The organism is Streptomyces sp. NPDC046197 (assembly GCF_040646295.1).
In the GTDB taxonomy this organism is placed as follows: domain Bacteria; phylum Actinomycetota; class Actinomycetes; order Streptomycetales; family Streptomycetaceae; genus Streptomyces.
This window is the reverse complement of the sequence record NZ_JBEYZY010000024.1, coordinates 49,099-72,431: the sequence shown is the minus strand read 5'-3', so window position 1 is coordinate 72,431 and position 23,333 is coordinate 49,099. Positions and strand designations below refer to the sequence as shown.

Sequence of the window (23,333 nt, the reverse complement as noted above, 5' to 3'; positions counted from 1 at the left end):
TGGCGTTGCCCTTCGGCGTTACGGCGGTGGTGTGACCGCTTGGCGGTGCGGCGGTGGCTTGGCGTTACGGCGGTGGTGTGACCGCTTGGCGGTGCGGCTTGATGTGGCGGCTTGGCGCTGCGGCGCCGGCGTGGCCGCTCGGCCTCAACGGCCGAAGAACTCCGCCAGTACCGGGGCCAGCACCTCCGGCTCCACCGCGTGGGTCTGGTCCTCCAGGGTGCGGTAGACGCCCTGCGGCACCGCCTGCGCGGCCGCCTCGGCCGCCTGGCGCAGCCACCTGGGACTCGCGCCGCCCGCCAGGGCCAGCACCGGGACGGTGACCGACGCCAGCAGCCGGCGCGGCACCAGTCCGTCGCCCATCACCGCGTCGTCGTACGCCAGAGCCGGTGCGATCGCCTCCATGCCGGGCCACATGGACGACTCGCGGGCAGTGGCGATGATCCCGGGGGCCAGGCCGGTGAGCCGGAGGAACAGTTCCACCGCGTCCCCGCGCCGGCCCTGCGCGAGTGCCTCGCCGAGGTTCGCGGTGTACTCGGCGCGCTCCGGTTCGCCGCCGGGCGAGTAGTCCGCGAACGGCGGCTCGTAGACGGCCACCTGACGCACCGGCAGCCCGCTCGCGGCCGCGTGGAACACCAGCGCGCCACCCGAGGAGACGCCGTACACCGCCGCCTCGCCGCCCGCGGCCTCGATGACCGCCCCGAGGTCCTCCACCTCGCGGGCCACCGCGTACGGCTGCGTGTCACCGCTCGCGCCGCGGCCCCGGCGGTCGTACACGATGGCGGTGAAGCGGTCCGAGAGCGCCGCCGCCAGAGGCGCCAGCGTCGCGCCCGTCGACATGGCGCCACTGACGAGGACGACCGCCGGCCCCTCTCCGGTGCGCTGGTAGGCGATGTGGGTGCCGTCGCGCGAGATGGTGTTCGTGTCCATGTCTGTGAAGACTGCCACGGGCGACGCAGCTCATCGAGGAGGCGCCGGGGACCGGCCGGTCGTACCGCCGCGTCAGGCCGCGTCAGACCACGTCAGACCACGTCAGGCCGCGTCAGACCACGTCAGACCACTTCGACCTGGTAGAAGCAGAGGTGGTCCTTGATCTCGGCGACGTCCGGCTTGGGGTCCGGGTAGGACCAGACGAGGTCCGCCGCGCCGGGCAGGGACCAGTACGACGCCGTGCCCTTGAACGGGCACTGGGTGTGCGTGTCGGAGGGGGTCAGGAGGTCGAGGCGTACGTCCTCGGGGGGAAGGTAGTAGCGCACGGGGCAGCCGGTCTCGCGCAGGACGAGGGGCCGGTCGCTCTCCGCCAGTACCTGGTCGCCGTGGACGACCCGTACGTGCTGTGTGCCGCGCTCGATGGTGATCGTGTGTCCTTTGGCCATACAGGGAAAGCGCTCGCGGGCTCCGGCTTCTTCCCGCTCCGGGGCTCCGGCTTCCTTCCGTGCGCGGCTGCGGCCCAGCGTGTCGGTCCGCGTACTGTTGAGCGCATGAACATCTGCGTCTTCCTCTCCGCCGCCGACCTCGCCGACCGTTACACGCGTCCCGCGCGGGACTTCGCCGAGCTCCTGGGCAAGGGCGGACACTCGCTGGTCTGGGGTGGCTCCGACTCCGGGCTGATGAAGGTGGTCGCGGACGGTGTGCAGGAGGCGGGCGGGCGGCTCGTCGGCGTCTCGGTCGACTTCCTGTCGGCGAAGGCGCGGCCCGGCGCCGACGAGATGGTGATCGCCCGGGACCTGGCCGAGCGCAAGAAGCTGCTCCTGGAGAAGGCCGACGCGGTGGTGATCATGGTCGGCGGCACCGGAACCCTCGACGAGGCCACGGAGATCCTGGAGCTGAAGAAGCACGGCCGGACGCGGAAGCCGGTGGTGCTGCTGAACACGGCGGGCTTCTACGACGGCCTGAAGGAGCAGTTCCGGCGGATGGAGGACGAGGGCTTCCTGCCGCGGCCCCTGAGCGACCTGGTCTTCTTCGCCGACGAGCCGGCCGGGGCCATGGCGTACCTGGAGGAGGCGCTGGGCGGTCGCTGAGCCGCTGGTGCGAGCATGGCGGGCATGGCTACTCATGTGATCACCGGAGCCGGTTCCGGCATCGGCGCTGCCGTGGCCCGGCGTCTGCACGCGCGCGGGGACGATCTCGTCCTGCACGCGCGCGACGCCGGCCGGGCCAAGGAGCTGGCGGCCGAGTTCCCCGGCGCCCGGACGCTGGTCGGCGATCTGGCCGACCCGGACCGGCTCAGCTGGGCGTTCTCCCACCAGACGCTCCCGGACCGGGTGGACTCCCTGCTGCACATCGCGGGCGTGGTCGACCTCGGCCCGGTGGGGGAGCTGACCCCGAAGTCCTGGCACCACCAGCTGAACGTCAACCTGATCGCCCCCGCGGAGCTGACCCGCCACTTGCTGCCCCAGCTGCGCGTGAGCCGCGGGCACGTGATCTTCGTCAACTCGGGTGCCGGGCTGAGCGCCCACGCCGACTGGTCCGCGTACGCCGCCTCGAAGCACGGACTGAAGGCCCTGGCCGACTCCCTGCGCCAGGAGGAGCACGCGGGCGGCGTCCGCGTCACCTCGGTCTACCCGGGCCGGACCGCAAGCCCCATGCAGGCCAAGGTCCACCAGCAGGAGGGCAAGGAGTACGACCCGGAGAAGTGGATCGACCCCGAGTCGGTCGCCACGACCATCCTGATGGCTCTCGACCTGCCGAGGGACGCGGAGGTCAACGACCTGACGGTGCGGCCCGGGCGGTGAGCGAGCCGGCTGTTGAACCCTCCCCGGGCGAGTTACGTAAGCTTCCCGGGTGAGCGAAGACAGCCAGTTCAGGTTCGGTGCCGCCACCGGTGTCGGGTCCATGCCCGGCGGTGACTCCCGGGAGACCGCCAAGACCGTCACCGGAACCTTCGAGGACTTCCCCTTCCTGCCCGAGCTGCCCGCGCGCGGACCCGGCGCCGACATGATCGGCCGCACCGCCGGGATGCTCGTCGAGCTGTACGCGCGCGTGGAGCCCAGCGGATGGCGGATCGGGGACCGGCCCGGGCGTGACACCCGGCGGGCGCGGGCGTGGCTGGGGGAGGACCTCGACGCCCTGGAGGAGTTCACCCAGGGCTACGAGGGGCCGCTCAAGGTGCAGGCCGTCGGTCCCTGGACCCTCGCCGCCGCCCTGGAGCTGAGGAACGGCGAGGCCGCCCTGTCCGACGCCGGTGCCTGCCGGGACCTCGCCGCCTCGCTCGCCGAGGGCCTGCGCCTGTTCCTCGCCGAGGTGCAGCGGCGGGTTCCCGGCGCGCGGCTCGTCCTCCAGCTCGACGAGCCCTCGCTGACCGCCGTCCTGCGCGGGCAGGTGCGGACCGCCAGCGGCTACCGCACCCACCGCGCCGTCGACCGGCAGGCCGTCGAGGCCACCCTCCGCGACGTCGTCGGGGTTCACGCCGGCGGCCCGGTCGTGGTCCACTCGTGCGCACCTGACGTCCCGTTCGCCCTGCTGCGCCGGGCGGGCGCGGCGGCGGTCTCGTTCGACTTCTCGCTCCTCACCGAACGTGACGACGACGCGATCGGGGAAGCCGTGGAAGGCGGCACCCGGCTCCTGGCCGGTGTCGTTCCAGCGACGGACGACCGATTGTCAGACCCTGCCGGTAGCGTCATGGGTGTCAGGACGCTGTGGCGCAGGCTGGGGCTGGAACCGGGGCTGCTCGCGGAGGCGGTCACGATCACCCCGGCATGCGGACTCGCGGGCGCTTCCCCCGCGTACGCACGCCAGGCCCTCGCCCACTGCGTCCGGGCGGCGAGATCGCTCGCGGACAACCCAGAGTAACGGAGGACACAACGGTGGCCGGCGACAAGCAGCAAGCGGAGACGACGGTGCCCGCCGAGGCACGGCAGAAGCACGCGCAGCTCGCGGAGCAGGTCGAGGAGCACCGCTTCCGGTACTACGTGAAGGACGCTCCGGTCATCAGCGACGCCGACTTCGACCGGCTGCTGCGCACCCTGGAAGCGCTGGAGGACGAGTACCCGGAGCTGCGCACGCCGGACTCGCCGACCCAGAAGGTCGCCGGGTCCTACGAGACGGAGTTCACGGCCGTCGAGCACCGCCTGCGCATGCTCTCGCTGGACAACACCTTCAACGACGACGATCTCGCCGCGTGGGCCGACCGCATCGCCAGGGAGCTGGGCGACCAGGAGTACCACTTCCTGTGCGAGCTGAAGGTCGACGGGCTGGCCGTGAACCTCACCTACGAGCACGGCCGTCTCACGCGCGCGGCGACCCGCGGCGACGGCCGCACCGGCGAGGACATCACGCCCAACGTGCGGACGATCACGGAGATTCCGGACCGACTCAAGGGCGACCGCGTCCCGGACCTCGTGGAGATCCGCGGCGAGGTCTACTTCCCGATGGAGAAGTTCGAGGAGCTCAACGCCCGCCTGGTCGCGGCCGGGGACAAGCCCTTCGCCAACCCGCGCAACGCGGCGGCCGGTTCGCTCCGCCAGAAGGACCCCCGCGTCACCGCCACCCGGCCCCTGCACATGGTCGTCCACGGCATCGGCGCCCTGGAGGGCTTCGAGGGCCTCACCCGTCTCTCCCAGGCCTACGACCTGCTGAAGACGTGGGGCCTGCCCACCTCCGGGCACAACAAGGTCGTCGACGACCTCGACGGCGTCCGCGAGTTCATCTCCTACTACGGCGAGAACCGCCACTCCGTGGAGCACGAGATCGACGGAGTGGTCGTCAAGCTCGACGAGATCCCCCTCCAGGGCCGTCTCGGCTCCACCTCGCGCGCCCCGCGCTGGGCGATCGCCTACAAGTACGCGCCGGAGGAGGTCAACACCAAGCTGGTCAACATCCGGGTGGGCGTGGGCCGCACCGGCCGGGTCACACCGTACGCACAGGTCGAGCCGGTGACGGTCGCGGGCTCGGAGGTCGAGTTCGCCACCCTGCACAACCAGGACGTCGTCAAGGCCAAGGGCGTGCTCATCGGCGACACGGTCGTGCTGCGCAAGGCAGGTGACGTCATCCCGGAGATCCTGGGCCCGGTCGTCGACCTGCGCGACGGCAGCGAACGGGAATTCGTGATGCCGAGCGAGTGCCCCGAGTGCGGTACGCCGCTCAGGCCCATGAAGGAGGGGGACGTCGACCTGCGTTGCCCGAACTCCCGTGCGTGTCCTGCCCAGTTGCGTGAGCGCCTGTTCTATCTGGCGGGCCGCAAGGCGCTGGACATCGAACACTTCGGCTATGTCGCCGCGGCGGCCCTCACCAAGCCGCTGGAGCCCGCTGACCCGCCGCTGAGGGACGAGGGCGACCTGTTCGACCTCACCTTCGAGCAGTTGCTGCCCATCAAGGCGTACGTCCTCGACCAGGACAGCGGGCTGCCCAAGCGTGACCCGAAGACCGGCGAGGAGAAGGTCGTCACCGTCTTCGCCAACCAGCAGGGCGAGCCCAAGAAGAACGCGCTTGCCATGCTGGAGAACATCGCCGCCGCCAAGCAGCGCCCGCTCGCCCGCATCCTCACCGGCCTGTCGATCCGTCATGTCGGCCCGGTCGCCGCCGAGGCGCTCGCCCGTGAGTTCCGCTCCGTCGACCGCATCGAGCAGGCCGGCGAGGAGGAGTTGGCGATCACCGACGGCGTCGGCCCGATCATCGCCGCCTCCCTCAAGGAATGGTTCGCCGAGGAGTGGCACCAGGAGATCATCCGCAAGTGGAAGGCCGCCGGCGTCCGCATGGAGGAGGAGAGCTCCGGTGAGGACGAGGGTCCGCGCCCGCTGGAGGGGCTGACGGTCGTGGTCACCGGCACCCTCGAACACTTCACGCGGGACGGCGCCAAGGAGGCGCTGCAGAGCCGGGGTGCGAAGGTGACCGGTTCGGTCTCGAAGAAGACGTCCTTCGTCGTCGTGGGTGACAACCCCGGGTCGAAGTACGACAAGGCGATGCAACTCAAGGTGCCTGTTCTGAACGAGGACGGTTTCAACGTCCTGCTGCAGCAGGGTCCGGACGCGGCGGCCGAAGTTGCGCTTCCGACCGTCGAGTAGCGGTTGAAGACCACCCGATCGGTGCATACCAGATGCATACGGGTGGGCAGGGCGCAATCGGGCAACCGTCGACGACCGCTGCCCGTGAAAGCCTTCTGCGGCCTACTGTTGAGGTGTGCACCTGCCGTGCCCAGCTGCGGTCGGGGCATCCCCGTGCTCCGACGAGCGCGTGGAAGGGGTTTCCAGCGCGGTGCCGTTGAGGGGTGTCGGGCATCGGGCCGCGTGGCGTGGGCACCGCCGGCTGTGAGAGGGACGGGAATGGAACCGACCGACAGCGCCGCCCCGCACTCACGGCTGCGCCGGGTCACCGGCGCATGGCGCGGGTGCCGGGAGCGCACTTCGCAGCGTCGGGGCGCGGAGGGGCGCGCCGGGTACCCGGGGCACACGGGTCTCGCCGGACATGAGGGGCGCGTCGGACACTACACCGTGGCCGAGGTCCGCGCCTCCGCACGGTTGGCCGCCGAACACACCCCCGGACTGCCGGACGCCGAGTCCGAACGGCACCTGTCCCGGCCCGCGCTGCCCGCGGCGGTCGTCGCGGCCGCCGGGCTCGCCCTGGCCGCCGGTTTCTACCGGGCGTTCACCGGCAACCACGCACTCTTCCCGTCCGGCACGGTCGGCTGGTCCCTGGCCGTGCTCACCGGGATCATCGTGGGCCACCTGGTCATGCTCGGCCGCGCCCGCTGGTGGGGCGGCACCGGCTCGGGTGCCGCCCTCACCCTCGCGGTCCTGCTGCTGTACGGCTGGGTGCCGGCCGGCCTGGTCAGCCTCACCGTCGTCGTCCTGGTCGGCATAGCCCGGCGCCACCGCTGGCGGCAGGGCGTGCTGCACGGCGCGGTGGACATCCTCGGCATCGGCGCCGGCGCCCTGGTGCTGGGCGCCTTCGGCCGCGTACCGACCGTCGAACAGCCCTGGGATCCGGGCAGTTGGACCGCCTGCACCGCTCCCGAGGTGGTGCTGGTCGCGGCCGCCTACCTCGCCGTCACCCGCATCCTGCTGTGGTACCTGCACGCCCCGCGCGCCGGCGGCCTGCCCACCGTGGCCCGCACCGCACTGGCCAGGCAGGGCCTGGTCGCGGTCGCGCTGCTCGGCATCGCCCCGCTCGTCTGCGTGGTCGCGGTCGCCGAACCGGTGTTGCTGCCGCTGTTCTCCATCCCGCTCGTCGCCCTCGACTCCACCCTGTGGATAGCCCGCGCCCGCGCCGAGGAGCAGCTGCGCGACCCGCTGACCGGGCTGCCCAACCGGCAGTGGCTCCTGGAGCGCATCTGGACCGCCCTGGACGACGCCGAACGCATCGGCGCGAAGGCCGCTTTGATGCTGATCGACCTGGACCGCTTCCGTTCGGTCAACGACACGCTCGGCCATCTCGCCGGTGACCGGCTGCTGCTGCAGATAGCCGACCGGCTGCGGCTCGCGCTGCCGCGCGGGGCGGAGGCCGCGCGGCTCGGCGGCGACGAGTTCGCCGTCTTACTGCCGGTCGCCGATTCCACCACGTCCGCGACCCGCGTCGCCCGGGGCCTGGTCACCGCCCTCAGCTCCCCGCTCGACCTCGACGGACTGACCCTCGTGCTGGAGGCCAGCGCCGGGGTCGCCGTCTTTCCCGACCACGCCCTGGACGCCGAGGGCCTGCTCCGCCGGGCGGACGTGGCGATGTACCAGGCGAAGCGGGACCGTACGGGCGTGGAGGTCTACGAGTCCAAGCGCGACTCCAACACCCCGGACCGGCTCGGGCTGCTGGGCGACCTGCGCCGCGCCCTGGACGCCCACGAGGTCGCGCTGCACTACCAGCCCAAGGTCCGCTTCGACGGGCAGGTCGCGGGCCTGGAGGCACTGGTCCGCTGGGTGCACCCCGAGCGCGGCAAGGTGCCGCCGGACGAATTCATAGCGATCGCGGAGTCCTCGGGGCTGATGCCCCATCTGACGGAGTACGTGCTGGAGACGGCTCTCGGGCAGGTCGCCGAGTGGCGCGCCCAGGGCCTGTTCGTACCGGTGGCCGTCAATGTCTCGCCCCGGGATGTGCACACCCCCGGCTTCGCCGGCTCGGTGGCGGCCCGGCTCGCCCGGCACGGTGTCCCGGCGGGCGCGCTGCAACTGGAGATAACCGAGCACGTCCTGCTCGAGGACCCGCAGCGGGCCGCCGACACGCTGGCCGGGCTGACCGGGCACGGTGTGAAGATGTCGCTGGACGACTTCGGTACGGGGTATTCGTCGCTGGTGAATCTGCGGCGGCTGCCGGTGAGCGAACTGAAGATCGACCGCTCGTTCGTGGCCCGGCTGGCGGTGGACACGGAGGACGCCGAGATCGTGCGCTGCACCGTCGACCTCGCGCACTCCCTCGGTCTGCTCGTCGTCGCCGAGGGCGTCGAGGACGACGAGACGTGGGAGCGTCTGCGGGATCTGGGCTGCGACGCGGTGCAGGGGTGGCTGGTCGCCGCCGCGATGCCGCCGGAGGAGACGACGGCATGGCTGCTGGCCCGCGGCTCGCGGGGATGGCAGCGGCCGAGGGCGGCGCTGCCCGCGGCCGCGGCCGACGAGTGACCGGCGCTCACTTCACGTTCTGCGGGACGAAGTGGCCGATCAGCAGGGCCAGCCGGCGCTCGTGCGCCTCCTCCGGCAGGCGGCCGCTGCGCATCAGGGTCACCAGGCCGTGCAGCCCCGCCCAGTACGTCTCCGTCAGCAGCCCGGGGTCGTCGCCCTCGGCCGCCACCGGCTCCACGGCACGCAGCAGTTCCCCGAACGCCTCGTGCAGGGCCGCCGGCGCCTCAGGCGTGGCGAACGGCAGGTCCACCCGGTGGGTGAACATCGCGTCGTAGAGCGCGGGCCGCCGCCGCGCGAAGGCGGTGTACGCCTCGCCCACCGCTCCCAGCGCCGCACGGGCGCCCTCGGCCGCGGTCCGCGTCGCCCGCAGTTCGGCGGCCAGCTCCGCGAAACCCTGCACCGCGACCGCCGCCATGATCGCGTCCTTGCCCTTGAAATGGCTGTAGAGGACGGGCTGGCTGTACTCGATCTCGGCGGCCAGCCGCCGCGTGGTGACCGCCTCCCAGCCCTCGGCCTCCGCCAGTTCCCGTGCGGCCGTCACGATCAGCCGCTCCCGCTCAGCCCGTTCGCGCTCCCGGCGCGTCTGAATCGACATGACTGCGATTCTAGCACCGCTAGTCATTCTGTCGACGCTCTGATAGCGTCGCTCTTGCATCTAGCGCTGCTAGCGAGAGGAGAGACGTGACCATCACCGCGTACACCCTGGCCGCCCTGCTCGATCTGCTCGTCCTGTTCGTCGGGGCCCGGTTCCTGCTCCAGCCCCTGCCCTCCGCCGCCGCCTACGGCGTTGCGGCCAAGCCCGACGGCGACACCGCCTACCTCACGGTCAAGGGCGTCAGGGACGCCACCCTCGGCCTGCTGGGCCTGGCCCTGCTCGCCTTCGTGAGCGCCCGCGCGGAGGCCTGGTACCTGCTGGTCGTGGCGCTGACCCCGCTCGGCGACACGCTGACAGTGCTGCGCCACGGCGGCACCAAGGCCGTGGCCTTCGGGATCCACTTCGCCACGGCGGTCGTTGTGCTCATCAGTGCCGGACTGCTCTTCGCGGTCTGATCGCATCCGTCATCGTCACCAGGGGGTTCAGCAATGTCTTTGTTCGTGCCGAAGTTCGACGAGTCCGTGATCGTCCGCGACGCCGAGGCCGAGGTGGTCGGGCGCGCCCCCACCACCGTGAAACTGCTGGCCGACAGCAGCCGGACCGGCGGAGCGCTGTCCACCCAGCGCGTCACCCTCTCGGCGGGCGCCGACGGGGCCAAACCGCACTGGCACAACAACTCCGCCGAGATGTTCTTCCTGCTCGACGGCGCCGCCGACATCCTCTCCGGCGAGGAGATCGTGACCGCCGGACCCGGCGACCTCGTCATCGTCCCGCCCGGCAGACCGCACGCCTTCGCCGCCGTACCCGGAGCGGACGCCGACCTGCTCATCGTCATCACCCCGGGCGTCGAGCGGTTCGAGTACTTCCGCCACCTCCAGCGCATCGCCCTGGGCGAGGCCACTGCGGAGAGCCTGCTGGAGGTGCAGGAGCGGTACGACAACCACTTCCTGCGCAGCGAGACCTGGGACGGGCGCCGCGGCTGAGCGACGCGGCCGGCGGGACCCGGGGGAAACCGTTTCACGGCCACCGGGCCCCGACCCATAGGATTGGGACCTGTCGCCACTATCCCGCCTGCCGTGCGACGCCTGGCACACCCTTGGGTCGGACGACGGGAATGTGACGGCAGGCCCTAGGCCCCAACCACACACACTCACCCCAGAGGATCGCTGCATGCCTGGCATCACGCGCGAGGAGGTCGCCCACCTCGCCCGGCTGGCGCGTCTGGAGCTGAAGCCCGAAGAGCTCGACCACTTCGCAGGCCAGCTGGACGACATCATCGGCGCGGTGGCCCGCGTCAGTGAGGTCGCCGACCAAGACGTACCGCCGACCTCCCACCCGCTGCCGCTGACCAACGTCATGCGCGCGGACGAGGTCCGTCCGTCGCTCACCCCCGAGCAGGCGCTCTCCGGCGCCCCGGCCCAGGAGCAGCAGCGTTTCAAGGTGCCGCAGATCCTGGGGGAGGAGTAAGAGATCATGACGGACAGCTCCATCATCAAGCTCACGGCCGCCGAGACCGCCGAGAGGATCGCCTCGGGCGAGCTCACGGCCGTCGAGGTCACCGAGGCCCACCTCGCCCGGATCGAGGCCGTCGACGAGAAGGTCCACGCCTTCCTGCACGTCGACCGCGAGGGCGCCCTCGCCCAGGCCCGCGCCGTCGACGACAAGCGGGCCCGCGGCGAGAAGCTCGGCCCGCTGGCCGGCGTACCGCTCGCGCTGAAGGACATCTTCACCACCGAGGGCGTGCCGACGACCGTCGGCTCCAAGATCCTCGAGGGCTGGATCCCGCCCTACGACGCGACCCTCACCAAGCGGCTGAAGGCCGCCGACGTCGTGATCCTCGGCAAGACCAACATGGACGAGTTCGCCATGGGGTCCTCGACCGAGAACAGCGCCTTCGGCCCGACCGGCAACCCGTGGGACCTGACCAGGATTCCGGGCGGCTCCGGCGGCGGGTCGAGCGCCGCTCTCGCCTCCTTCCAGGCCCCGCTGGCCATCGGAACCGACACCGGCGGCTCCATCCGCCAGCCGGCCTCGGTCACCGGCACGGTCGGCGTGAAGCCGACCTACGGCGCGGTCTCCCGGTACGGCATGGTCGCCTTCTCCTCCTCCCTCGACCAGGGCGGCCCCTGCGCCCGTACGGTCCTGGACGCGGCCCTGCTGCACGAGGTGATCGCCGGGCACGACCCGCTGGACTCCACCTCCATCGACGCCCCGGTCCCGCCGGTCGTCGAGGCCGCCCGCAACGGCTCGGTGCAGGGCATGCGTATTGGTGTCGTCAAGCAGTTCCGCGGCGAGGGCTACCAGGCCGGCGTCATCCAGCGCTTCGACGAGTCCGTCGAACTGCTCAAGGAGCTCGGTGCCGAGATCGTCGAGCTGGACTGCCCGTCCTTCGACCTGGCCCTGTCGGCGTACTACCTGATCGCGCCCTCGGAGTGCTCGTCCAACCTGGCCCGCTTCGACGGCCTGCGCTACGGCCTGCGGGTCGGCGACGACGGCACGCGCTCGGCCGAGGAGGTCACCTCCCTCACCCGTGAGGAGGGCTTCGGCCCGGAGGTCAAGCGCCGCATCATGCTCGGCACGTACGCCCTGAGCTCCGGCTACTACGACGCGTACTACGGCAGCGCCCAGAAGGTCCGCACCCTCATCAAGCAGGACTTCGACAAGGCGTTCGAGCAGGTCGACGTGATCGTCTCCCCGACGACCCCGACCACCGCCTTCGCGATCGGCGAGCGCGCCGACGACCCTATGGCGATGTACCTCGCCGACCTGTGCACCATCCCGACCAACCTGGCGGGCAACGCGGCCATGTCGCTGCCCTGCGGCCTGGCGCCGGAGGACAACCTGCCGGTCGGCCTGCAGATCATCGCCCCGGTCATGAAGGACGACCGGCTGTACAAGGTGGGCGCCGCCGTCGAGGCCGCCTTCGTGGAAAAGTGGGGTCACCCGCTCCTTGAGGAGGCTCCGTCGCTGTGAGTAGCGCTCTGTCGAAGGCCAAGGGCTTCAAGAAGTCCAAGTCCGGTACGTACCTGTCCATGGCCACCACCGCGTTCGGTGCCGTCGCCGTCGTCAAGCAGGCCAAGAAGGCCCGGCGGGAGAACGACACGCTGCGTCTGATCGACGCGGCCGTGTCCGCCGCCGCCATCGTCACCGGCCTCGCCATTCTCTACCGCGAGCTGAAGCGGCTGGGCGACGACGACGTCCTGCTGGGCTGAGAGGGAAGTTTTCACCGTGACCACCACGACCGACCTGGTGCCGTACGAGGACGCGCTGGCGTCGTACGACCCCGTCATGGGCCTCGAGGTCCATGTCGAACTCGGCACCAGGACCAAGATGTTCTGCGGCTGTTCGACCGCGCTGGGCGCCGAGCCGAACAGCCAGACCTGCCCCACCTGCCTCGGCCTGCCCGGCTCGCTCCCGGTCGTCAACGCGACCGGCGTCGAGTCCGCGATCAAGATCGGTCTCGCGCTGAACTGCGAGATCGCCGAGTGGTGCCGCTTCGCCCGGAAGAACTACTTCTATCCGGACATGCCGAAGAACTTCCAGACCTCTCAGTACGACGAGCCGATCGCCTTCAACGGCTACCTCGACGTGCAGCTGGAGGACGGCGAGACCTTCCGCGTGGAGATCGAGCGCGCCCACATGGAGGAGGACACCGGCAAGTCCACCCACGTGGGCGGCGCCACGGGCCGCATCCACGGCGCGGACTACTCCCTGCTGGACTACAACCGCGCGGGCATCCCGCTCATCGAGGTCGTCACCAAGCCGATCGTCGGCGCAGGCGAACGCGCCCCCGAGGTGGCCAAGGCCTACGTTCGCGAGCTGCGCGAGCTCATCCGGGCGCTCGGCGTCTCCGAGGCCCGCATGGAGATGGGCCAGATGCGCTGCGACGTGAACCTGTCGCTGATGCCCAAGGGCGCCGACAAGTTCGGCACGCGCTCGGAGACGAAGAACGTCAACTCGCTGCGTTCGGTGGAGCGGGCGGCTCGCTACGAGATCATGCGTCACGCCGCCGTCCTCGGCAGTGGCGGCACGGTGATCCAGGAGACCCGCCACTTCCACGAGGACACCGGGACGACGACCTCCGGCCGTACGAAGGAGGAGGCCGAGGACTACCGGTACTTCCCGGAGCCGGACCTGGTGCCGGTGGCCCCGCAGCGCGAGTGGGTCGAGGAGATCCGGGCCGCGCTGCCCGAACTGCCGCTGGTGCGCCGCAACCGGCTCCGCGAGGAGTGGGGCGTCTCGGCGACCGACATGCAGGCCATCCTCAACGCCGGTGCCCTGGACCTGATCGTCGCCACGATCGAGGCCGGTGCCGACGCGGCCTCCGCCCGCAAGTGGTGGATGGGTGAACTCGCCCGTCAGGCCAACGAGTCCGGCAAGGCCCTGGACGAACTGCCCATCACGCCGGACCAGGTCGCCCGGGTCGCCAAGCTGGTGGTCTCCGGCGACCTCAACGACAAGCTGGCCCGCCAGGTCATCGAGGGCGTGCTCGCGGGCGAGGGCACCCCGGACGAGGTGGTCGACAAGCGCGGCCTCAAGGTCGTCTCCGACGAGGGCGCGCTGACCGCCGCCGTCGACGAGGCCATCGCCGGCAACCCGGCCATCGCGGACAAGATCCGCGGCGGCAAGGTGGCCGCGGCCGGTGCCCTGGTCGGCGCGGTCATGAAGGCCACCCGCGGCCAGGCCGACGCCGCCCGCGTCAAGGAGCTCATCCTCCAGAAGCTGGGCGTCAGCGAGGGCTGAGCCCGGTCGGGAAGTGCCTGGGGGGATGCATCGGCTGCGATGCATCCCCCCAGGTGTGTCCCCAGCTCCCGGTGGCGCAGCGCCTGCCCACGCCAACCCCGGCATCCGGTTTCCCGGCCGGAGGCGCTACGCTCGCCCGCCATGAGTGGACGCCCCGATTCCGAACCGCACCCCGAGATAGCCGAGGCGGAGGACGTCGAGGCCCGCGGCGGACCGGACGAGGAGGATCCGGTGGACTGGGAGGACGCCGAGCATCCGGCCGAGGACGCCCGCCGGGCCCGGTGGACGGCCGCCGGAGCCGGGGCGCTGCTGACGCTCGCCGGGCTCGCCGCGTCGCTGCTGCGGCTGACCGGCTCAGCCCCGGCCCTGGTCCCGGCCGCCTACGCCGTCGGCGCGGCCGTCTGCGCACTCGCGGCCGTCCTCGGATTCCGGGGCCGTACCCGGCGCGCGCTGTGGCTGCTGATCGCCGGGGTGATGGTGATGGCGCTCGGGGACCGCGACTGAACAACTTCCCCGTGTGCACCGTAGTTCACAGCGGACACCCAGGGCGGGCTGACCGACAGGGTTCACCTGAATGTCGAGTGAATTAGGTCGCACTCCTGTGAATAACCCCACGAATACCGTAAACGATCGCATCCGCCTGCAAGAGTGGCTTCACATTGCTCATGCGTTCTTTGCGGGCCGTTACGTTCATGAACGACTGTTCCCGGTCAAAGATCCACAGATAGCCCCCTGGGAGCACGTTTCGTGGCAGCCCTTGCACGCTGGTGTGTCCGGCACCGCCTGGTCACCGTTCTGCTCTGGCTCCTCGCCTTCGGCGGGGTCACGGCGGTCGCCGCGGCGACCGGATCGGCGTACTCGGACGACTACGAGGTCCCCGGCACCCAGTCGGGCCGCGCCACCCAGCTGCTGCGGGAGAGCTTCCCGGGGCTGGGCGGTGACAGCGACACGGTCGTGTGGCACACCACGTCCGGCACCGTGCGCGCCCTCGACGTCGAGCAGACCATGACCCACACCCTGGACCGGATCGCGGCCCTGCCCGGGGTGGCGTCCGTGACCAGCCCGTACAAGGGCCAGGGCGCGGACCAGATCAGCCGCGACGGACACACGGCGTACGCGACCGTCAGCTTCGGCCGCCCGGCCCAGGACATCACCAAGCCCGAGGCGCAGGCGCTGGTCACGGCCGCCAAGGCCGCCCAGGCCGACGGACTCCAGGTGGAGCTGGGCGGCAGCGCGGTCGGGCTCACCGAGTCCTCCGGCGGGCACCTCGCCGAAATCGTCGGCGTGGCCGTGGCCGCCGGGGTGCTGTTCCTCGCCTTCGGCTCGCTCGCCGCGTCGCTGCTGCCCATCGCCTCCGCGCTGGTGAGCGTCGGCACCGCGTACGCCGCCATCCAGCTCCTCGGCCACGCCATGACGGTGGCCGCCTTCGCGCCCATGCTCGGACTGCTGATCGGACTCGGCGTCGGCATCGACTACGCGCTGTTCATCGTCACCCGCCACCGGCGCGGGCTGAAACGCGGGCTCAGCACCGGCGAGGCGGTGACCAACGCCGTCGCCACCACCGGACGCGCCGTCGTGTTCGCGGGTGCCACCGTTTGCATCGCCCTGCTCGGGATGCTGATCCTGCGCCTCGGCTTCCTCAACGGGGTGGCGGTCGCCGCCTCCATGACCGTGCTCCTCACCGTCGCGGCCTCGGTGACCCTGCTGCCCGCCCTGCTGTCGTTCATCGGTCCGCGCGCCCTGAGCCGGCGGGAGCGCCGCAGGCTCGCCGAGCACGGACCCGAGCCGGAACTGCCCACCGGGTTCGCCGCCCGCTGGTCCGCCTTCGTGGAGCGCCACCCCAAGCTGCTCGGCGCCCTCGGCCTGGCCGTCATCACCGTCCTCGCCCTGCCCACGCTCTCCCTCCACCTCGGTACCTCCGACCAGGGCAACGACCCCCGCTCGGCGACCACCCGGCGGGCGTACGACATGGTCGCCGAGGGCTTCGGGCCCGGCGTCAACGGGCCGCTGACGCTCGTGACGCGGGTGGACGGCGCCGACGACAGGCTCGCCCTGGACAACCTGGACACCACCCTGCGCTCCACCGAGGGCGTCGCCGCGGTGACCCCGGCCACCTACAACGCCGACGGCGACACCGCGTACCTGACCGTCGTCCCCGAGTTCGCGCCGCAGTCCCAGCGCACCAGCGACCTCGTCGACCGGCTGCGCACCGAGGTGCTGCCGCGGGCCGAGACCGGCACCTCGCTCGACCTGCACGTCGGCGGCGTCACCGCCGGATACGACGACTTCGCCGGGGTCATCGTCGGCCGGCTGCCGCTGTTCGTCGGCGTGGTCATCGGCCTCGGCTGCGTCCTGCTGCTGCTCGCCTTCCGGTCCCTCGGCATCCCGCTGAAGGCCGCCGCGATGAACATCGCCGCGGTCGCCGCCGCCTTCGGCGTCGTCGTCGCGGTCTTCCAGTGGGGCTGGGGCAGCGAACTGCTCGGCCTGGGCCGCGCGGGCCCGATCGAGCCCTTCCTGCCCGTGATCATGGTCTCGGTGCTGTTCGGGCTGTCCATGGACTACCAGGTCTTCCTGGTCAGCAGGATGTACGAGGAATGGCTGGAGACCGGCGACAACCGGCGCGCCGTCCGCGTCGGCCTCGCCGAGACCAGCCGGGTGATCAACTCCGCGGCCGTCATCATGATCTCCGTCTTCCTCGCCTTCGTGCTCAGCGGCGACCGCGTGATCGCCATGTTCGGCATCGCGCTGGCCGCCGCCGTCGCCCTCGACGCCTTCGTACTGCGCACCCTGCTCGTGCCCGCTCTGATGCACCTGCTGGGCAGCGCCAACTGGTGGCTGCCCCGCGGGCTGGACCGCGTGCTGCCCCGGATCAGCATCGAACCGCCCGAGTGCCGCGCCGCGCATGAGAAGCTCACGGACGTCGTGGACGCGTTGGCGAAGGAGCAGCACGATGTACGCGATACCCCTGGGTGACGACGGGGCCGAACTGCGCCCCCTGGAGCCCTGGCACGCCGAGGACCTGCTCGCCAACATCGACCGCGGCCGTGACTTCATCGGCCGCCACGTCGGCCTCCCCGACGTGGTGACGGACCTGGCGTCCGCCCGCTCCTACCTGCAGTCGTACGCCGACAAGCGGGCCGCGGACGCAGGCAGCCTGCACGGTGTGTGGCTGGACGGGAAGCTGGTCGGCGGACTGCTGTTCCGGGTGTGGGACACCGCCGGCGGCACCTGTGAGGCCGGCTGCTGGCTGGAGCCCGCCGTGGCCGGTCGCGGACTCGTCACGCGCGGTGTCCGGGCGCTGCTGGACTGGGCGTTTGACGAGCGCGGCATGCACCGTGTGGAGTGGCATGTGTCGACCGCGAACCAGCCGAGCATCAACGTGGCGCGGCGGCTGGGCATGACCCGGGAGGGCGTGCTCCGGGAGAACTACCTCTACCGGGGCACGCGCACGAGCACGGAGATCTGGTCCGTGCTCGCTCCCGAGTGGCGTGCGGCACGCGCGCGTACCGCTCACAGCGATCATTAAGCAAGCTCTCAGACAGCGTCCGTACGGTGCGAGGCATGGGAACCAAGACTGCAGACGAGGCCGGGGCCACGACCGGGGCCGAGGCCAAGCACGACCAGGAGACGGTGGACGTGACCAAGTCCGACCGGCCCGACGAGGCGAACACCACGGAGTCCGGCCCCGCGGACCCGGCGGCGACGACCGACGCCGAGAGCGAGACCGAGACCGTCGACGGCGGCGAGCGGCCCGAGGCCGCCGAGACTGAGGAGGAGCCCTCCGGCGTCGGCCAGGGCGCCGGTGCCGTGGTCTCCGCCGCGCTCGGCCTGATCTCCCTCAGCGGCAGCTGGCTCGGCACGGTGGCCGGGGCGCGCGAGCAGCTCATCGGCCAGCTGCAGACCTCGTCCTCCGCGACCGTCGCCAAGCAGATCAAGGCGGTCTACGGCGACGCCTGGCAGACCACCGCACTGTGGGGCGGCCTGTTCGCGCTGTGCGCGCTGATCGTCGGCGTCGTGGTCCTCGCCCGTCCCGCGTTCGGCGCTCCGGGCAGGCCGCAGGCCTCCTGGATCAAGTCGGTCGCCTGGGCGGGAGTCTCGCTCGGTGTCGTCGGCCTGCTGCTGGCCGTCCTGAAGTACACCGACGTCCTGCTGGGCCTGCCGTCGGCCTGACACCAGACAGAACCTGAGGGGTCTTAGAGCCGCCGTACGAGCCGTACGGCGCATCTGAGGCCCCTCCCGTCTCTCTAAGGCCCCCGCCGCACCGGCGAAGATGCGGAACTCTCCCGATGTGGTCGGCCCCCCTGGGAGACGAAGGTGGTGGCGTCGCAGGAAAGCGACTGCGACAACCACCTCTCACCAGGGAGACACCATGTTCGAGTACGAGCTGTACGAGCTGCGGGCCGCGGAACTGCGCCGCCGGGCCGACCACGAGCGACTGGTCCGTCAGGCGCGGCAGGACCACCGCGCCGCCCGCCGCCCGGCCCCCCACGAGACCCCGGAGGCCGAGGCCCATACCGAGCGCCGACGCAGGCACCGATTCACCCGGGCCGCATGAGCGCGGGGGCGCGGGAGGCCGGCCCCACGGGGGTGGGCCGGCACCTGCCGCCCGGTCCCGCGACGCCGGCCCTGGCCGTGGGCGTGCCGCTCCTTCACGGGGACGGCCACGCGAAAACAAGTGCCGGACTGTCAGACCCGCGTGCGATGCTCGGGACTGTGGAGAACAGGTCCGTCAGCCCGGTGTTCGTCGGTCGCGCCGACGAGTTGGACACGTTGCACGACGCGCTCGCCCGCGCGGACGCGGGGGAGCCGCAGGCGCTGCTGATCGGCGGCGAGGCCGGCGTCGGCAAGACCCGCCTGATCGAGGAGTTCGCCACCGCCGCCTGCCGCCGGGGCGCCGTCGTCGCGCTCGGCGGCTGTGTGGAGATCGGCGCCGACGGACTGCCGTTCGCCCCGTTCTCCACCGCGCTGCGCGCCCTGCGGCGCGAACTGCCCGACGCACTGTCCGCCGCGGCCGTCGGCCAGGAGGACGAACTGGCCCGGCTGCTGCCCGAACTCGGCGAACCGGCCGGTGCACGCGGCGCCGGCCGGCACGACGAGGAGGGCATGGCCCGCCTGTTCGAACTCACCGTGCGCCTGCTGGAGCGCGTGGCCGCCGACCGCACGGTCGTCGTCGCCCTGGAGGACCTGCACTGGGCCGACGCCTCCACCCGCCACCTGCTGGCCTACCTCTTGCGCACCCTGCGCACCGGCCGCCTGGTCGTCCTGGCCACCTACCGCTCCGACGACATCCACCGCCGCCACCCGCTCAGGCCCCTGCTCGCCGAACTCGACCGGCTGCGTACGGTCCGCCGCGTCGAACTCGCCCGCTTCAGCCGCCAGGAAGCGGGCCGCCAGATCGCCGGCATCCTCGCCACCGAGCCGGACCCCGCCCAGGTCGACGAGATCTTCGAACGTTCCGACGGCAACGCCTTCTTCATCGAGGAACTCGCCGTCTGCGCCACCGAGGGCTGCCCCACCGGCATCAGCGACTCCCTGCGCGACCTGCTGCTGGTGCGCGTCGAGGCCCTCCCCGAGCCCGCCCAGCGGGTGGTGCGGATCGCCGCCGAAGGCGGCTCCACCATCGAGTACCGGCTGCTCGCCGCCGTCACCCGGCTCGCCGAGGACGACCTGATCGAGGCGTTGCGCGCCGCCGTGAACGCCAACATCCTCATCGCCGCGCCCACCGGCGACGGCTACCGCTTCCGGCACTCCCTGATGCGCGAGGCCGTCAGCGACGACCTGCTGCCCGGCGAACGCTCCCGCCTCAACCGCCGCTACGCCGAGGCCCTGGAGGACGACCCCACGCTGGTCCCCGCCGACGAACGCGTGGCCCGGCTGGCCGCCTACTGGTACCACGCCCACGACCCGGCCAAGGCGCTGCCCGCCGCCCTGGACGCCTCCGTCGTGGCCCGCGCCCGGCACGCCTACAGCGAACAGCTGCGCCTGCTGGAGCGGGCGATGGAGCTGTGGGACGACGCCCCCGAGGAGGTGCGGGCCCGGCTGCGGCCCGTCGACTACACCGAGGTCTACCCTCCCTGCGGCTGCGACCCGGCGACCACGCCCCTGCGCTACCTCGACCTGATGGCCGAAGCCGCCGTCGCGGGCCGCTTCTGCGGGGAGCGGGAACGCGCCCTGAAGATCACCAAACGGGCGCTGCGCCTGCTGGAGGACGAACACGACCCGCTGCGAGCCGCCTGGTTCTGGGTCCAGCGCTCCCGGCTGGTCCAGCTGCGGTCCCACGGCGACGGCTGGCGGGAGCTGGCCACCGCCCAGGAACTGGTGCGCGGGCTGCCGCCGTCGGAAGTGCACGCCGAGGTGCTGGCGCATGTCGCCAACTGGTCCATGGTCCATGTGCCCGGCCCCGAGGCCTTCTCGGCCGCCGAACGGGCCGTGGAGTACGCGCGCATGGTCGGCGCCCGCGAGATCGAGATGAACGCGCGCCTCACCCTCGGCGGGCTCATGGTCGACGCCGGGGACGTGGAGGCCGGGCTCGCGGAGATGTACGAGGTTAACAGGAGCACGGTGGAGGACGGGATCTCCGCCGTGGCGGGCCGCTCCTATGTGAACCTGCCGTCCGAGCTGGAGGCCGTCGGGCGCTCCCGCGAGGCCGTACCGCTGCTCGAGCAGGGGCTCGCCTTCACCCGGAACCATGGACTGCTGGATCTCGAGGCCTGGGTGTGGGGCAACTTCGCCGAGACCCTGTACAGCCTCGGCCGCTGGGACGAGGCCGTCGAGGCGGCGACCCGGTCCGAGCGCGTCGGCCAGAGCGCCAAACCGCGTGCCTTCCACGCCAAGAACCGGGCCGAACTGGCCCTCGCCCGCGGCGACCTGGCCGAGGCGGCCCGCCAACTGGCCGTCGCCCGGGACAACTTCGGCAAGTACGACCACGCGCCGCAGCACGCCCTGCCCCTGACCCGCATAGCGATCGCCGTCGCCGCCGGTGAGGGCCGGCTGCTGGACGCCCGCGCGGAACTCGGCCGTGTGCTGGACACCGGCTTCCCCCCGGGAACCCAGCGCTACGGATGGCCTCTGCTGCTCACCGCCGCCACCGTGGAGGCCCGCGCCGTCGGCCTGCCCGCCGCCGACCCGGGGCGGGGCGAGGTCCTCGACCGCATTCGGCGGGCGGCCAAGTCGCTGGCCGGCCATGCGCCCCTGTGGCAGGCGTACGAGCGCTGGCTGCGCGCCGAGCTGCTGCGCGCCGAGGGCTGCGGCTGCCCGCGGGACTGGGCCGAGATCGTCGCCGCCTTCGAGGCACTCGAACGCCCCTACGACCTCGCCCGCGTCCGCTACCGCCTGGCCGAGGCCCTGCTTACGTCCGGCGGCGAGGACGACCGCGAACCCGCCACGGAGCTGCTCCGTCTGGCCGGCGCCGTAGCCGAGCACCTGGGCGCCCGCCCGCTCGCCGACTCCGTCGCCCTGCTCGCCCAGCGAGCCCGCCTCACCCCGACCGGCGTCCCGCGGAAGAGCGACGAGCAGGCGGCCCCCGACGACCCCGCCCGGTCCCTCGGCCTCACCAGCCGGGAACGGGACGTACTGCGCCTGGTCTCCGTCGGCCGCACCAACCGCCAGATAGCCGAGGAACTGTTCATCTCCCCGAAGACGGCCAGCGTCCATGTGTCGAACATCCTGGGCAAGCTGGGCGTCTCGGGACGCGGCGAGGCGGCGGCGGTGGCGCACCGGCTGGGCCTGTTCCCGCCCGACACGATCGCCGCCCCGGCCGTGGGGTGAACGTACGCTGGAGGAAACCGGCGAGGGGGAGGGGCCGTGTTCAACGTCTTCGAGGAACTGTTCGCGCCCGGCCGCAAGCACACCCGGGACGAACAGAACCGGCTGGAGCTGACCCGGGAGGACGTGGGGGACAGCGATCCCGCACGGGGGCCGATCGATCTCGCCTCGGGAAAGGTCGTCGTACGCCGGCCCGGGCCGCCCTCCGACGACGCGGAACCGGCGGACCACTGAGCGCAGGGGCTACTGGACCCGCACCTCCAGGATCCGGTCGTCACCCTGCCTGGGGGTGCCCCGGCCGTCGGTGTTGCTGGTGGTCAGCCACAGCCTGTCGCCGCCCGCGGAGACCACCGTCCGCAGACGGCCGTAGGCGCCGGTGAGGAACGCCTGCGGTGCCGCCGAGGCCTGGGTGCCCCGCAGGGGGATGCGCCACAGACGCTGCCCCTTCAGGCCCGCCATCCAGATGGCGCCCCCGGCGTAGGCGATGCCGCTGGGCGAGGCGTCGTCCGTGTGCCACTGGGCAATGGGGTCGTGGTACTTCGGATTGCCGGACCTGCCCTCGGCGTCCGGCCAGCCGTAGTTGTCACCGGGCCTGATCGCGTTCAGCTCGTCCCAGGTGTCCTGGCCGAACTCCGAGGCGAACAGGCGCTGCTTGTCGTCCCAGGCCAGACCCTGCACATTGCGATGGCCGTACGAGTACACCGGCGAGCCCGGGAAGGGGTTCCCCGGAGCCGGTCCGCCGTCCGGGGTCAGGCGCAGGATTTTGCCGCCCGGCGACTTCCGGTCCTGGGCCAGGCCCCGCCGACCGCTCTCGCCCGTGCCCGCGTAGAGCATCCCGTCGGGGCCGAAGGCGATCCGGCCGCCGTTGTGGATGATGCCCTTGGGGATGCCCTTGAAGATCGTGTCGGGAGCGCCCAACTGCTCCCCGGCGGGCTTCTTCCCGTCGTACAGCATGCGGACGACGCGGTTGTCGGAGACCGAGGTGAAGTACGCGTAGATCATGTGGTCGGAGGCGTAGTCGGGGGAGAGCGCGATGCCGAGGAGGCCGCCCTCGCCGGCCGGTGACACGCCGGACACCTTGCCGAGCTCCGTCTCGCGGCCCGTCTTCTCGTCGACCCGCGTGATCGTGCCCTGGTCGCGGGAGGCGACGAGCAGGCCGCCGTCGGGCAGGGGCGCCAGACCCCACGGCGTGTTCAGGCCCTGCGCGACCGTGCGCAGCACCTTCACCGAGCCCTTGGCGGGCGCCGCGCTCTCACCGGCCGCCCCTTCGGAGGGCGAGGCTCCCGCGGTCGTACGACTCGGCGCGGTGCGGTCCGGGCCGCCCGGTGGTCCCGCTTCACCGCCGGAGGAGCAGCCGGCCGTCCACAGGAGCGCGGCCGCGGCCAACACGGCCGTCACGGCTCGACGTTGCACGATCATGCCGATCATGTCCCTTCGACGCGGCGGGTTCTCCTTGTCCTACCCCGCCCGCGCTTCCCGGTCCTGCCCGGTCCGCGCTTCCTGGTCTTGCCCGGTCCGCGCTTCCTGGTCTTGCCCGGTCCGCGCTTCCCGGTCTTGCCCGGTCCGCGCTTCCCGGTCTTGCCCGGTCCGCGCCACCCAGTCCTGCCCGGCCCGCGCCGCCCAGCCCTACCCGCCCGCGCCGCCCAGCCCTACCCGCCCGCGCCCCCAAGTTCCCGATCAGCGCGACGCGATGC

At 72.0% G+C, this 23,333-nt stretch carries 22 protein-coding genes; 18 read left to right on the top strand and 4 right to left on the bottom strand.

Annotated features, from left to right (window positions below; translation table 11 throughout):
- Positions 1 to 144: 144 nt before the first annotated feature.
- Entirely contained in the window at positions 145 to 927 is a 783-nt protein-coding gene (locus AB0A61_RS28705; RefSeq protein WP_361298414.1) for an alpha/beta hydrolase, read from the bottom strand.
- Between the two features lie 122 nt (positions 928 to 1,049).
- Positions 1,050 to 1,373, bottom strand: coding sequence for a DUF427 domain-containing protein (locus AB0A61_RS28700; RefSeq protein WP_361298278.1), 324 nt, complete (start codon positions 1,371 to 1,373; stop codon positions 1,050 to 1,052).
- 105 nt (positions 1,374 to 1,478) lie between these two features.
- On the opposite strand from AB0A61_RS28700, the gene AB0A61_RS28695 reads away from it, so the two are divergent.
- The 5 genes from AB0A61_RS28695 (at position 1,479) to AB0A61_RS28675 (ending at position 8,537) form a co-directional block, all read left to right on the top strand.
- On the top strand, positions 1,479 to 2,018 hold the full coding sequence (locus tag AB0A61_RS28695; RefSeq protein ID WP_361298275.1) for a TIGR00730 family Rossman fold protein: 540 nt from the start codon (positions 1,479 to 1,481) through the stop codon (positions 2,016 to 2,018).
- 15 nt (positions 2,019 to 2,033) lie between these two features.
- On the top strand, positions 2,034 to 2,732 hold the full coding sequence (locus AB0A61_RS28690; protein WP_361298272.1) for an SDR family oxidoreductase: 699 nt from the start codon (positions 2,034 to 2,036) through the stop codon (positions 2,730 to 2,732).
- A gap of 49 nt (positions 2,733 to 2,781) precedes the next feature.
- Positions 2,782 to 3,789: a methionine synthase gene (locus AB0A61_RS28685; protein ID WP_361298269.1), complete on the top strand. Its 1,008-nt coding sequence runs from the start codon at positions 2,782 to 2,784 to the stop codon at positions 3,787 to 3,789.
- A gap of 14 nt (positions 3,790 to 3,803) precedes the next feature.
- A complete protein-coding gene (gene ligA, locus AB0A61_RS28680) occupies positions 3,804 to 5,999 on the top strand; it encodes an NAD-dependent DNA ligase LigA (RefSeq protein ID WP_361298266.1) in 2,196 nt (731 codons plus the stop codon).
- Between the two features lie 258 nt (positions 6,000 to 6,257).
- On the top strand, positions 6,258 to 8,537 hold the full coding sequence (locus AB0A61_RS28675) for a bifunctional diguanylate cyclase/phosphodiesterase (protein WP_361298263.1): 2,280 nt from the start codon (positions 6,258 to 6,260) through the stop codon (positions 8,535 to 8,537).
- 7 nt (positions 8,538 to 8,544) lie between these two features.
- On the opposite strand, the gene AB0A61_RS28670 is transcribed toward AB0A61_RS28675, so the two are convergent.
- Positions 8,545 to 9,132 carry a TetR/AcrR family transcriptional regulator gene (locus tag AB0A61_RS28670; RefSeq protein WP_361298260.1) on the bottom strand — a complete coding sequence of 196 codons (588 nt, stop codon included), beginning with the start codon at positions 9,130 to 9,132 and terminating at the stop codon, positions 8,545 to 8,547.
- An 86-nt stretch (positions 9,133 to 9,218) separates the two neighbouring features.
- Between AB0A61_RS28670 and AB0A61_RS28665 the strand changes: the two genes are divergently transcribed.
- From AB0A61_RS28665 to AB0A61_RS28605, 13 genes are all read left to right on the top strand, one after another.
- Positions 9,219 to 9,587: a DUF4267 domain-containing protein gene (locus AB0A61_RS28665; RefSeq protein ID WP_361298257.1), complete on the top strand. Its 369-nt coding sequence runs from the start codon at positions 9,219 to 9,221 to the stop codon at positions 9,585 to 9,587.
- 33 nt (positions 9,588 to 9,620) lie between these two features.
- A complete protein-coding gene (locus AB0A61_RS28660) occupies positions 9,621 to 10,115 on the top strand; it encodes a cupin domain-containing protein (protein ID WP_361298255.1) in 495 nt (164 codons plus the stop codon).
- A gap of 187 nt (positions 10,116 to 10,302) precedes the next feature.
- On the top strand, positions 10,303 to 10,599 hold the full coding sequence (gatC, locus tag AB0A61_RS28655; protein WP_006130840.1) for an Asp-tRNA(Asn)/Glu-tRNA(Gln) amidotransferase subunit GatC: 297 nt from the start codon (positions 10,303 to 10,305) through the stop codon (positions 10,597 to 10,599).
- 6 nt (positions 10,600 to 10,605) lie between these two features.
- The gene (gatA, locus tag AB0A61_RS28650) at positions 10,606 to 12,105 is read left to right on the top strand and encodes an Asp-tRNA(Asn)/Glu-tRNA(Gln) amidotransferase subunit GatA (protein WP_361298252.1); all 1,500 of its coding nucleotides are present in this window, start codon (positions 10,606 to 10,608) and stop codon (positions 12,103 to 12,105) included.
- A complete protein-coding gene (locus tag AB0A61_RS28645) occupies positions 12,102 to 12,344 on the top strand; it encodes a hypothetical protein (protein ID WP_361298249.1) in 243 nt (80 codons plus the stop codon). The genes gatA and AB0A61_RS28645 overlap by 4 nt, the downstream gene beginning before the upstream one ends.
- Positions 12,345 to 12,360: 16 nt before the next feature.
- The gene (gene gatB / locus AB0A61_RS28640) at positions 12,361 to 13,875 is read left to right on the top strand and encodes an Asp-tRNA(Asn)/Glu-tRNA(Gln) amidotransferase subunit GatB (RefSeq protein ID WP_361298246.1); all 1,515 of its coding nucleotides are present in this window, start codon (positions 12,361 to 12,363) and stop codon (positions 13,873 to 13,875) included.
- A gap of 141 nt (positions 13,876 to 14,016) precedes the next feature.
- The gene (locus AB0A61_RS28635) at positions 14,017 to 14,379 is read left to right on the top strand and encodes a hypothetical protein (RefSeq protein ID WP_361298243.1); all 363 of its coding nucleotides are present in this window, start codon (positions 14,017 to 14,019) and stop codon (positions 14,377 to 14,379) included.
- 243 nt (positions 14,380 to 14,622) lie between these two features.
- A complete protein-coding gene (locus tag AB0A61_RS28630) occupies positions 14,623 to 16,848 on the top strand; it encodes an MMPL family transporter (protein WP_361298240.1) in 2,226 nt (741 codons plus the stop codon).
- A complete protein-coding gene (locus AB0A61_RS28625) occupies positions 16,826 to 17,401 on the top strand; it encodes a GNAT family protein (protein ID WP_361298238.1) in 576 nt (191 codons plus the stop codon). Before AB0A61_RS28630 ends, AB0A61_RS28625 begins: the two co-directional genes overlap by 23 nt.
- Before the next feature lie 35 nt (positions 17,402 to 17,436).
- Positions 17,437 to 18,045, top strand: coding sequence for a hypothetical protein (locus AB0A61_RS28620; protein WP_361298235.1), 609 nt, complete (start codon positions 17,437 to 17,439; stop codon positions 18,043 to 18,045).
- A 199-nt stretch (positions 18,046 to 18,244) separates the two neighbouring features.
- A complete protein-coding gene (locus AB0A61_RS28615; protein WP_361298232.1) occupies positions 18,245 to 18,430 on the top strand; it encodes a hypothetical protein in 186 nt (61 codons plus the stop codon).
- A 146-nt stretch (positions 18,431 to 18,576) separates the two neighbouring features.
- Positions 18,577 to 21,642 carry an AAA family ATPase gene (locus AB0A61_RS28610; RefSeq protein WP_361298229.1) on the top strand — a complete coding sequence of 1,022 codons (3,066 nt, stop codon included), beginning with the start codon at positions 18,577 to 18,579 and terminating at the stop codon, positions 21,640 to 21,642.
- 36 nt (positions 21,643 to 21,678) lie between these two features.
- Positions 21,679 to 21,873 (top strand): DUF6191 domain-containing protein, encoded by a 195-nt coding sequence (locus AB0A61_RS28605; protein ID WP_361298226.1) that lies wholly within the window; start codon positions 21,679 to 21,681, stop codon positions 21,871 to 21,873.
- A gap of 9 nt (positions 21,874 to 21,882) precedes the next feature.
- On the opposite strand, the gene AB0A61_RS28600 is transcribed toward AB0A61_RS28605, so the two are convergent.
- Positions 21,883 to 23,037, bottom strand: coding sequence for a PQQ-dependent sugar dehydrogenase (locus tag AB0A61_RS28600; RefSeq protein ID WP_361298223.1), 1,155 nt, complete (start codon positions 23,035 to 23,037; stop codon positions 21,883 to 21,885).
- Between the last annotated feature and the right edge of the window lie 296 nt (positions 23,038 to 23,333).

Coding starts and splice junctions, on each gene's coding strand:
- AB0A61_RS28705 (WP_361298414.1), bottom strand. CDS start 927: ATGGACACGAACACCATCTCGCGCGACGGCACCCACATCGCCTACCAG.
- AB0A61_RS28700 (WP_361298278.1), bottom strand. CDS start 1,373: ATGGCCAAAGGACACACGATCACCATCGAGCGCGGCACACAGCACGTA.
- AB0A61_RS28695 (WP_361298275.1), top strand. CDS start 1,479: ATGAACATCTGCGTCTTCCTCTCCGCCGCCGACCTCGCCGACCGTTAC.
- AB0A61_RS28690 (WP_361298272.1), top strand. CDS start 2,034: ATGGCGGGCATGGCTACTCATGTGATCACCGGAGCCGGTTCCGGCATC.
- AB0A61_RS28675 (WP_361298263.1), top strand. CDS start 6,258: ATGGAACCGACCGACAGCGCCGCCCCGCACTCACGGCTGCGCCGGGTC.
- AB0A61_RS28670 (WP_361298260.1), bottom strand. CDS start 9,132: ATGTCGATTCAGACGCGCCGGGAGCGCGAACGGGCTGAGCGGGAGCGG.
- AB0A61_RS28660 (WP_361298255.1), top strand. CDS start 9,621: ATGTCTTTGTTCGTGCCGAAGTTCGACGAGTCCGTGATCGTCCGCGAC.
- gatC (WP_006130840.1), top strand. CDS start 10,303: ATGCCTGGCATCACGCGCGAGGAGGTCGCCCACCTCGCCCGGCTGGCG.
- gatA (WP_361298252.1), top strand. CDS start 10,606: ATGACGGACAGCTCCATCATCAAGCTCACGGCCGCCGAGACCGCCGAG.
- AB0A61_RS28635 (WP_361298243.1), top strand. CDS start 14,017: ATGAGTGGACGCCCCGATTCCGAACCGCACCCCGAGATAGCCGAGGCG.
- AB0A61_RS28625 (WP_361298238.1), top strand. CDS start 16,826: ATGTACGCGATACCCCTGGGTGACGACGGGGCCGAACTGCGCCCCCTG.
- AB0A61_RS28620 (WP_361298235.1), top strand. CDS start 17,437: ATGGGAACCAAGACTGCAGACGAGGCCGGGGCCACGACCGGGGCCGAG.
- AB0A61_RS28615 (WP_361298232.1), top strand. CDS start 18,245: ATGTTCGAGTACGAGCTGTACGAGCTGCGGGCCGCGGAACTGCGCCGC.
- AB0A61_RS28610 (WP_361298229.1), top strand. CDS start 18,577: ATGCTCGGGACTGTGGAGAACAGGTCCGTCAGCCCGGTGTTCGTCGGT.